Genomic DNA, 10,099 nt, shown 5'->3' on the forward strand with positions numbered 1-10,099 from the left:
GCGGGGGTAGACCGGAAGTCGCCGGCGTTCGATCAAACCGCCGCGAATGACGCGAAGCCAATACTCCGCATCTCCGGCGTGCCGGGTAGGACCGGCACGCTCCAGCGGCCTGAGTGATCTCCGTCACATCGCGCGACTTTGAGCTTGGCTACGTTCCCGATCACAGCAGGCGGTACTCGCGCTGCACCAATCGGGAGAATGACTATGACGAAGATCAAGAAGCTCATTGTTTCGGCGATTGCAGTTCTCGCTCTGAGCACTGCCTCGCTGTCTATCAATAGCGCGGCGTTCGCTGGTGGGCACGGGCATGGTGGCCACGGCGGGCACGGTGGCCACGGCCATGGCGGCCATGGCCATCACGGCCATCACCACGGCCATCACCATCATGGCCACCATCATCATGGCCATCACCACCACGGCCATCACCACCACGGCCACCACCATCACGGTCATCATCATCACGCCCATGGCTACGGCTGCTGGCGGGTGACCTCGTACGGTGTGATCAACGTTTGCTCGGTCTATTGATCGGCTGACGCGTAAGAACTCGCCCGTAGACGAAACGGGCGAGTTTTTCATTGTGGGTCCAGCCGAACTTGCTCTGACGTGGGCCCGTTAGCGCAACCATACGCGCATGGATGCCAGCTGGACGAGCTTCCGTTGCCGCTATCGGCATGCCCTCAGTTGAGATGGCGATCGAGAAACCGGTGCAGGCGCTGACTTGCATTGCCCGCTGCCTCGCCGTCGTATTCCAGCCAGTGACCAAACAGGGTCGTGCCGGGCTTCAGGTGCGGGTAATAGAATCCATGGTACGCGCCGGGATAGACAACGAGCTCGACTGGCGGCCCGTCGTTGCCCCAGCTGGCGATTTTACCGGAGCAATCTGCCGCCGGCGTCCAATCGTCGAGGGCCCCGGTGAAAATGAGCGTGGGTATCCCCGGACGCGCCATGGCCTGTTGACACGGAGGATAGAACGCCGCCGCCGCCCGGAACTGCAGAGTGCTTGGAGGGCCGAACAGTTCGAACGAATTGGGCTCCGCCACAGAGAGGGCAACCCGAGCACCTGCCGAGAAGCCGACCGCAGCCACACGCCGCGGATCGACGAAGGTTTGCCCAGCCAGGAAGACGAGCGCCCCGTAAGCATCCGGCCTGCGCCTGACGAAGGTGGCAAACGCGCTTGATGTGCAGGCGTGATCGGTACCAAGACGCGTTGCATAGCTGTCGACGAGCAGGACGACATAGCCTCGGGCGACAAGTTCATCGGTCAATTTTTGCTTTGTCGTGTCGTGCATCCCGGCACAGCCGTGCAGTCCGACGACCGCGGGAAAAGGCCCTGCGCCATCGGGCTTGGCCAGATCGCCCTGGATGCGCTCGCCCGGAATGGGCGTGCCTGAAACGAGCCGCTGAGAGGCGCTTTCAAACTCTACGCGCTCCAGCGGTGTGGCCCATGCGTCAGCCATCAGCGCACCTACGCCGCTCCAGAGCATCAGCAATGCCGCGGCTCGGGAAGCGACTGTTCCAGGCAATGGCGTCTCCCCTTGAATGTTCGCCTGGTCGTCCAGCGGGTGCGAAGGTTTCCGGTTTCCAGGTCCGGGCCGCTTCAGCCTGATACTACCGCGCCTGGCGGCCAAGCGGACATGATCGATTTATGAGTGCACCGCTCAGGTCGCCGATGCAGGCTGGCCCTTCAATGCGGCCAGTTCTGCTTCAAGTTCGGCGATGCGGGCGTCGCGAGAGGCCAAGGCCGTCGCGACGTCGCCCGCGTCGAATTTTTGCGGGATGTGCTGCGGACAATTGGTATCCCATGCCGAGATCCGGAACAGGATGACTTGTTCGGGCCGCGCCTTATAGCCCTTCGGCATCAACGCCTGCGTCAGTGCCGGGTCGTCATCGACCACGCGCGCCTCGCCCCAGATCTTGACGCGCCTCCGGTGCGCATAGTCCATCACGAAGATATGCGCTTGCGGGTTCTCCGAGAGATTGCCTTGCGTGATGTATTGCCGGTTGCCGCTGTAATCGGCGAACGCGATCGTGTTCTTGTCGATGATTTTGACAAAGCCCTTCGGGCCGCCGCGATGCTGGATGTAGGGGTGGCCGGCGCCCGAGGCGGTGGCGATATAGAAACTGTTGGTTTCGCCCAGGAAGCCCGCGAGGTTTTCATCGATCTCGGTGCGCCAGCCGCCGTTCTCTTCGACGCGGGCATAGGCGTCGCGCGATCCCTTGCGCGACTGCACCGCCTTCACCGCCGGGGTGAAGGCAACGTCGCTGGAATAGGTGTGAACGTCTGACATTGGAGTTGCTCCTGCCAAGTTCGATGGCGCCGGTGCGCCTCTGCTGGTCAATAAGATGCTATCTCCCGAATTTAAAACAATCATCCCGATTGACACGACACTATTGCAATATATGAAATAATGGGCATGGACCGTATCGAAGCCATGCAGGCCTTTGTCACCGTCGCCGATTTGCAGGGCTTTGCCCCTGCCGCGCGCAAGCTAGGGCTGTCGCCATCAGGCGTGACGCGGCTGATCGCGGCGCTGGAGGACCGTCTCGGCGCCCGGCTGCTGCAGCGGACCACCCGATCCCTGACGCTCACGGATACCGGCGCCCGTTACCTCGAGCGCGCCCGCCAGATCCTCAGTGATGTCGAGGAAGCCGAAAGCGCCGCCGAGGGCGAGCGCACCAGGCCGGGCGGCCGGCTGGCGGTATCCGCCCCGAACGGCTTTGGCCGGCTTCACGTCAGCCCTGTGATGACGGCCTATCTGAAGCGCTATCCCGACGTCTCGGCGGATCTCAGGCTATCGGACCGCATGATCAATCTGGTGGAAGAGGGCGTCGACCTCGCGGTACGGATCGGCCATTTGCCGGACTCGACGCTGGTCGCGCGCCATGTCGGCGAGATGCGGCGGATCGTGGTGGCCTCGAAGGATTATCTCAAGCGGCGCGGGGAGCCCAAAACGCCGGAGGCGATCGCTACGCACGATACCATCCATTTCGGCGCCATGACCGCCGCACCGGACTGGCGCTTTGCCGCCGAAGGCCGTGAGATCCGCGTCTCGAGCACGCCGCGGTTTACCTCCAACAGCGCCGACGCCGCGATCCAGTATGCGGAAGCGGGCGGGGGCCTGACCCGGGTGCTGGCCTATCAGGCCGCCGATTCACTGAAAGCGGGAAGGCTCCGAATCGTGCTGGCGGAATTCGAGCAGCCGGCGCTGCCGATCCACATCGTCTATCCGACCTCGCGGCTGCTGTCGGCCAAGGTGCGGACATTCATTGATCTCGTGACCGAGACTGCGGATTGGCATTTTGGCTAGACAGAAATCTCGTGCCCCGGACGCAGCGCAGCGCGCTTGCGGTGCGCTGCAGAGCCGGGGCCCATCTCTCCGCGTGGGTCCCGGTTCTGCGGAGCGGCGTAAAGAACGCCGCACCGCGCCCGGGACACGAGGTAAGCCCCTACGCATCAACTTTCTTCGGCACCACGCGGAACGTCGCATTGGCCCGCGCGATCACGACGTCGTCGGCTTTGATCAGGCTCTGCGCAAAGCAAATCGTGCGGCCGGTCTTGATCACCTCGGTCTCGATCGCAAGCCATTGCCCGACCTCCGCGGTGCCGACGAAGTCAACCGCGAGCCCGATCGTCACGAATGACGTCGTCCAGTTCGTCGCCTGCGCGCAGCTATAGCCCATCGCGTTGTCGGAGAGGGCCGCGATCAGCCCGCCATGAATCAGGCCGCGGCCGTTGGTGTGCGGTTTTGCAAGTCGCAGCCCGATGACCACGGCCTTGTCGGTCCGCTTGGCATAAAGCGGCTCCCATGGCTCGGTGAGTGGGCTCTTGCGGGTGTGAAGCTCAAAACCATCGGGGATTTCGGTCGCGGTCATGTGTGGCTCACGTGCTGACGATGTCTCTCGTCATTGAACGCAACGCGCCTGCGAAGTCACCGCCTACAAAGTTTTAAACGGGATTTCGGCACCCGTTTGAAACGCCTGCGGCAGAGCCGTGATTGTGTCGTAAGCGCAGGCAGAGTCACCCGAGCCAGCAACAAACTCAGCCTCATCCCCGCGCAACGGCTTCGCCGTTGTCGCTGGAGGAGCCGCGAAGCGGCGTCTCGAAGGATGGGCCGCGGGCCTCATGGTTCGCTCGGCGATGCGGAGCATCGTCCGGAGACGCGCGAAGACGCGCTCCTCACCATGAGGGATAGCCACCACGCGAATGTCTACAACGGCAAACCCACATAATTCTCCGACAGCGACGCCGACGCGGCTTTTGAGCTGACCAGATATTCCAGCTCCGCGAGCTGAATCCGCGCGCCGAACTCGCCCTGATCCGGGAATTTGTGCAGCATCGACGTCATCCACCACGAGAACCGCACCGCCTTCCAGACTCGCGTCAGCGCCTTCGCCGAATAATTGTCGATCCCGGCACTGGATTTCTCGTCGTAATATTCGCGCAGCGCGCTCGAGAGGTAATGCACGTCGCTGGCCGCCAGATTCAATCCCTTGGCGCCGGTCGGCGGCACGATGTGCGAGGCGTCGCCGGCCAGGAACATTTTTCCGAACCGCATCGGCTCGGCGACGAAGCTGCGCAACGGCGCGATGCTCTTTTCGATCGACGGCCCGGTGACGAGTTCATCGACCGCCTTCTGGTCGAGCCTGCGCTTCAACTCGTCCCAGAACCGCTCGTCCGGCCACTGGTCGATATGGTCGTCGAGCGGGCATTGCACGTAATAGCGGCTGCGCTGGGTCGAGCGCATGGAGCACAGTGTAAAGCCCCGCGCATGGTTGGAATAGATCAATTCGTGGCTGACCGGCGGCGTTTCGGAAAGAATCCCGAGCCAGCCGAACGGGTAGATCCGCTCAAAGGTCTGGATCGCCGAGGGTTTGACGCTGGCGCGGCTGACGCCGTGAAATCCGTCGCAGCCGGCGATGAAGTCGCAGTCGATTTCGTGGGCAACCCCGTCCTTGGTGTAGGTGACGCGCGGACGGTCGGTATCGAAATCATGCGGCTTGACCTCGCTGGCCTGATAGACCGTGGTGAGGCCGGCCGCCTTGCGTGCGTTCATCAGGTCGAGCGTCACCTCGGTCTGGCCGTAGATCGTCACCGCCTTGCCGGTGGCGGCATGCAAGTCGATGCGGTGCCGCACGCCGCCGAAGGCCAGTTCCACGCCATGGTGCACCAGGCCCTCGCGATGGACGCGCGTCCCGGCGCCGACCTCGTCGAGCAGCGCCACGGTGCCGGCTTCCAGCACGCCGGCACGAATGCGGCCGAGCACATATTCCGGGGTCTGGCGCTCGAGAATGACGTTATCGATGCCGTAGCGGTGAAGTAGTTGCCCAAGCAACAATCCAGCCGGCCCGGCACCTATGATTGCGACTTTAGTCCGCAATTGCTTGCTCCCATGGTCTGATACAGATTGGCACGCCGACGCTTGCGCGAGGTGTTGAAATGATAATTATATCATATAACAATTTTCGCAAAGAGCGTTGGCGCGAAACCTTGTCGTTTGTTGCGCTGCACCGCAAGGCCGTCCTGTCGGCGGACGCGTGGAAGCGCCGCACCGAACTCGGCTTGAAAAGCCGCACCAACTATATAACATGTTAAATAACGAGACCGGGCGCCAAGCCCGCCTTCATGCGCAAAGGGAGAGAATGTCGATGAGAAAAGCGTTTTTGGCGCTGCTGCTTGCTGCCAGTGTAACGCCTGCGATGGCGCAGGAAAAAAACTTCGAGTTGAAATTGTCGCATTGGGTGCCGGCGTCGCACCCGCTGCAGAAGGCGCTGGAAGACTGGGGCTCCGCGGTCGAAAAGGAATCCGGCGGCACCATCAAATACAAGGTGTTCCCGGCCCAGCAGCTCGGCAAGGCGTTCGACCATTACGACATGGCGCGCGACGGCATCGCCGACGTCACCTACATCAATCCGGGTTACCAGCCTGGCCGCTTCCCGATCATCGGCGCCGGCGAACTGCCGTTCCTGATGTCGGACGCCAAGGGCGGCTCGATGGCGCTCGACGCCTGGTACCGCAAATATGCCGAGAAGGAGATGAAGGACGTCAAGTTCTGCCTCGGCTTCATTCACTCACCCTCCACGTTCCATTCGCGCACCAAGAAGATCGTGGTGCCCGACGACATCAAGGGCATGAAGATCCGTCCCGCCCACGCCACCATGGCGAATTACGTGACCCTGCTCGGCGGCACCAACGTGCAGTCGTCGGCGCCTGAGGTCCGCGACATTATCGAGCGCGGCGTCGCCGACGCCGTCACCTTCCCGTGGGGATCGGTGCTGCTGTTCGGCATCGACAAGGTGACGAAGTATCACATCGAGGCGCCGATCTATGTCACGACCTTTGCCTTCGTGATGAACAAGGACAAGTACAACCAGATGTCCGATCGCCAGAAGAAGGCGATCGACAACAACTGCAACACCGAGGCCGCCGGCCGCGTCGGCGAACCCTGGGGCATCTACGAGAACTCCGGTGTCGCAAAGATCAAGGCGCTGCCCGACCACGAAGTCTACAAACTGTCGCCGGAGCAGACCGCGCTGTGGAAGAAGGCGTCCGAGCCGCTGGTCAAGACCTGGGCGGACAATGTCAAGAAAGCCGGCGGCGACCCGGATGCGGCGATGACCGAGCTTCGCGCCGAACTGACCAAGCACAACGCCCTGGCGCAGTAAAAGACTCGTGGTCTCCCTCTCCCGCTTGCGGGGGAGGGCGGGGTGGGGGTGCCGCCGCAGTGAGAATCTTCGTGTGGAGAGAGCCCTCACCCGGCGCTTCGCCATAGCCGAAGCTTCGCTTCGGCGTTCCTGTTAACCGCCGAAGGCGGCCTGTACCTCCCCCGCAAGCGGGAGAGGTGAACTGAGTTCTAGGCACCACCGAATTTTCATCAACTCGCTTAAGTCTTAGGACCTCCCCACATGAATCGCGCTTCGATGGATCGTTTCATCGATACGATCGAATGGATAGCGGCGGCATTTGTCGGCATCGTCGCCGCCAACATTTTCCTGGCCGTGCTGCTGCGTAACATCTTCAACTATTCGATCCCGGATTCCTTCGACATCGGCCGCATGATGCTCGGCATCCTGATCTTCTGGGGCATCGCGGCGACCAGCTATCGCGGCGGGCACATCACGGTCGATCTGGTCTGGGCCAATGTCGGTCCGAAATACCAGCGGATGATCGACGTGTTCGCGACGCTGGTGCTGCTGTTCGTGGTGGCGGTACAGACCTGGACGCTGTTCGACAAGGTGCAGGGCACCTACAACGACAACGTCCTGACCTTCGACATGCGGATGCCGACCTGGCCGTTCTTCGCGATCGCGTGGGCCGGCGACGCCTCGGCGGTGCTGCTGATCGCGATCCGCACCTACCGCCTGATCTTCCATCCGGAAGACATCCATGATGCCAAAGAAACCACGGTAGAGTAGGGCATCATGAGCACCGACGCCGTCGCCATTCTCGGATTTGTCGCGCTGTTCGCGCTGATGCTGCTGCGCGTGCCGGTGGGCATGGCGATGGGCCTCGTCGGCGTCACCGGCTTTGGATATCTCGTCGGCTTTACCCCGGCGCTGAAAATGGTCGGCCAGACCTCGATGCGCACGGTGACCGACTATACGTTCGGCGTCATTCCGATGTTCCTGCTGATGGGCGCCTTCGTCAGCAACTCCGGAATGAGCCGCGAGCTGTTTCGCGCCGCCAACGGCTTTGTCGGCCATCTGCGCGGCGGCCTCGGCATCGCCACGGTCGCGGCCTGCGGCGGCTTTGCCGCAATCTGCGGCTCGTCGGTGGCGACGGCCGCGACATTCTCCGCCGTCGCCTATCCGGAAATGCGCCGCTTCGGCTATCCGCAATCCTTCGCCACCGGCGTGATCGCGGCCGGCGGCACGTTGGGCGCGATGCTGCCGCCGTCGACGGTGCTGGCGGTCTACGGCATCATCACCGAGCAGGACATCGGCAAGCTGTTCATGGCCGGCATCATTCCAGGCCTGCTCGCCATGGCCATGTACATGATCACGATCTCGCTGATCGGCTGGTTCCGGCCCGACTTCCTGCCGAAGGGGCCGCAAACCACCTGGCGCGAGCGCTTTGCCGGCCTGAAAGACATCTGGGCGCCGGTCTTGTTGTTCGTCTTCGTGATCGGCGGACTTTACGGCCTGCCGTTCCTGCCGCGCTTTACGCCGACGGAAGCCGGCGGCGTCGGCGCCACCGGCGCGTTCCTGATCGGCGTGCTCACCGGACGGCTGAACAAGGAAAAAATCCTGAACTCGCTGCTGCAGGCGACCCGCACCGCCGCGGCCGTCTTCACCGTGCTGATCGGCGCCCTGATCTTCGGCTATTTCCTCACGGTGACGCAGACCCCGCAAAAGGTCACCGAACTGCTCACCGGCCTCGGGCTCGGCCCCTACGGCATCCTCGCGCTGATCATGGTGATGTACCTGGTGCTGGGCTGCCTGATGGACGCGATGGCCATGATCATCCTGACGGTGCCGATCATCTTCCCGGTCATCATGCATCTCGGTTTTGACCCGATCTGGTTCGGCGTCATCATCGTGATGACGGTGGAACTCGGCCTGATCCATCCGCCGGTCGGCATGAACGTCTTTGTCATCAAGAGCGTGGTCAAGGACGTGTCGTTCACCACCATCTTCCGCGGCGTGATCCCGTTCGTCGTGACCGACCTGATCCGCCTCGTGATCCTGATTGCATTTCCGATCCTGGCGCTCTGGCTGCCGCAACGCATGATGGGTTAACCCGATGAAGCCTCAGCTCGAGACAAAGTATGTCTTCACGCTCACCGTCCGCATCGGCGAAGTGACATCGGCCGGCGAAACCGGTCACGGCGTGCGCCGGATCATCCCGATCCTCGGCGGCGAGGTGCGCGGCGAAGGCGTCAACGGAAAGGTCTGCGCGTTCGGCGCGGACTTCCAGATCATCCGGCCCAATGAACTGATCGAACTGGAAGCCAAATACGCCTTCGAGACCGACGACGGCGCGACCGTCTATGTCGAGAACAAGGGCCTGCGTTTCGGCCCGGTCGATCTGCTGCAGAAGCTGAAGCGCGGCGAGCCGGTCGATCCCAAGCTGATCTACTTCCGCACCGTGCCGAAATTCGAGACCGGCCACGAAAAATACCGCTGGCTGATGGAAAACCTCTTCATCGGCTCCGCCGCCCGCCACACCGACCGCGTCGTCATCGACGTGCATCAGGTGTTGTAGGGCTTTCGGAATAGACCGTAGGATGGGTTGAGCCCTTCGCGAAACCCATCACCTTGCCGCGCGAGCGTGCCTGTATGACCGGCTATCGTCGCAACTTCGTTGCTGGAGGCTGCTTCTTCTTCACCGTCAATCTTGCGGATCGACGGCTGCGCCTTCTGACAGAGCACATCGATGAATTGCGCATATCGTTTCGAAAGGTGCGGCAGCAGCATCCGTTCACGATCGACGCCATGGTCGTTCTGCCCGATCACCTCCACGCGGTATGGACACTCCCCGAGGGCGACGCCAATTTTGCCACGCGCTGGCGGCTTATCAAATCGGTGTTCTCGCACAGCCTGCCGGCCGGCGAGCAGATTTCCGGGAGCCGCGCGGCCAAAGGCGAGCGCGGCATCTGGCAACGGCGGTATTGGGAACATACCGTTCGCGACGAAGCCGACTTTGAGCGCCACGTCGACTACATCCATATCAACCCGGTGAAACATGGTCTCGTCGCGCGGGCTCGGGATTGGCCCTTTTCGTCGTTCCATCGCATGGTGAAGCTAGGAGTTTATCCCGGAGATTGGGCAGGCACGGTTGTTAACGAGAATGCAGATTTCGGCGAACGGGGATAGATTTCGCTGATCAAGATGATGGGTTTCGCGAAGAGCTCAACCCATCCTACGAAACTGCGTCGCTTGGCATGCAAGCCCAATTTCGATACGTGCATGCGACAAAACAACCCGACGGGCAAATCAGTTCTGATTTACGGAAACCGCGTCAAGCCCCAGAATCAAAAATATTTCGCTTTTACAGAAGGAAAATCAGGTGCAAATGTTTGCCATCCCGTCCCACTCAGAGGGCGTCGGCCGTCGTCACGGACGTTGGACGGGTTGCGGTGGACGCTGGTTTACGCCT

Annotated in this window: 11 protein-coding genes; 6 read left to right on the plus strand and 5 right to left on the minus strand. The window is 62.0% G+C overall.

What is annotated here, in order from left to right; genetic code table 11:
* Positions 1-123: 123 nt before the first annotated feature.
* From JQ597_RS33845 to JQ597_RS33855, 3 genes are all read right to left on the minus strand, one after another.
* On the minus strand, positions 124-468 hold the full coding sequence (locus JQ597_RS33845) for a hypothetical protein (RefSeq protein ID WP_212269750.1): 345 nt from the start codon (positions 466-468) through the stop codon (positions 124-126).
* 212 nt (positions 469-680) lie between these two features.
* Positions 681-1,487 (minus strand): dienelactone hydrolase family protein, encoded by an 807-nt coding sequence (locus JQ597_RS33850; protein WP_249148424.1) that lies wholly within the window; start codon positions 1,485-1,487, stop codon positions 681-683.
* A gap of 174 nt (positions 1,488-1,661) precedes the next feature.
* The gene (locus JQ597_RS33855) at positions 1,662-2,291 is read right to left on the minus strand and encodes a pyridoxamine 5'-phosphate oxidase family protein (RefSeq protein WP_212269752.1); all 630 of its coding nucleotides are present in this window, start codon (positions 2,289-2,291) and stop codon (positions 1,662-1,664) included.
* A 126-nt stretch (positions 2,292-2,417) separates the two neighbouring features.
* Between JQ597_RS33855 and JQ597_RS33860 the strand changes: the two genes are divergently transcribed.
* Positions 2,418-3,311, plus strand: coding sequence for a LysR family transcriptional regulator (locus tag JQ597_RS33860; RefSeq protein ID WP_212269753.1), 894 nt, complete (start codon positions 2,418-2,420; stop codon positions 3,309-3,311).
* A gap of 139 nt (positions 3,312-3,450) precedes the next feature.
* On the opposite strand, the gene JQ597_RS33865 is transcribed toward JQ597_RS33860, so the two are convergent.
* Both JQ597_RS33865 and pobA read right to left on the minus strand, forming a co-directional pair.
* Positions 3,451-3,876, minus strand: a complete 426-nt coding sequence (locus tag JQ597_RS33865) for a PaaI family thioesterase (protein ID WP_212269754.1) — start codon at positions 3,874-3,876, stop codon at positions 3,451-3,453.
* Between the two features lie 335 nt (positions 3,877-4,211).
* A complete protein-coding gene (pobA, locus tag JQ597_RS33870; protein ID WP_212269755.1) occupies positions 4,212-5,381 on the minus strand; it encodes a 4-hydroxybenzoate 3-monooxygenase in 1,170 nt (389 codons plus the stop codon).
* 268 nt (positions 5,382-5,649) lie between these two features.
* Here pobA and JQ597_RS33875 point away from each other — a divergent pair, with 268 nt between their 5' ends.
* From JQ597_RS33875 to JQ597_RS33895, 5 genes are all read left to right on the plus strand, one after another.
* The gene (locus tag JQ597_RS33875; protein ID WP_212269756.1) at positions 5,650-6,666 is read left to right on the plus strand and encodes a TRAP transporter substrate-binding protein; all 1,017 of its coding nucleotides are present in this window, start codon (positions 5,650-5,652) and stop codon (positions 6,664-6,666) included.
* 240 nt (positions 6,667-6,906) lie between these two features.
* On the plus strand, positions 6,907-7,416 hold the full coding sequence (locus tag JQ597_RS33880; RefSeq protein WP_192737094.1) for a TRAP transporter small permease: 510 nt from the start codon (positions 6,907-6,909) through the stop codon (positions 7,414-7,416).
* Positions 7,417-7,422: 6 nt separating this feature from the next.
* Positions 7,423-8,739 (plus strand): TRAP transporter large permease, encoded by a 1,317-nt coding sequence (locus JQ597_RS33885; RefSeq protein WP_211999387.1) that lies wholly within the window; start codon positions 7,423-7,425, stop codon positions 8,737-8,739.
* A gap of 4 nt (positions 8,740-8,743) precedes the next feature.
* The gene (locus tag JQ597_RS33890; protein WP_212269757.1) at positions 8,744-9,205 is read left to right on the plus strand and encodes a DUF3237 domain-containing protein; all 462 of its coding nucleotides are present in this window, start codon (positions 8,744-8,746) and stop codon (positions 9,203-9,205) included.
* Between the two features lie 74 nt (positions 9,206-9,279).
* A complete protein-coding gene (locus JQ597_RS33895) occupies positions 9,280-9,816 on the plus strand; it encodes an REP-associated tyrosine transposase (RefSeq protein ID WP_212269758.1) in 537 nt (178 codons plus the stop codon).
* Positions 9,817-10,099: the final 283 nt, after the last annotated feature.

It is taken from the genome of Bradyrhizobium sp. AUGA SZCCT0177 (assembly GCF_018130125.1).
Lineage (GTDB): Bacteria > Pseudomonadota > Alphaproteobacteria > Rhizobiales > Xanthobacteraceae > Bradyrhizobium.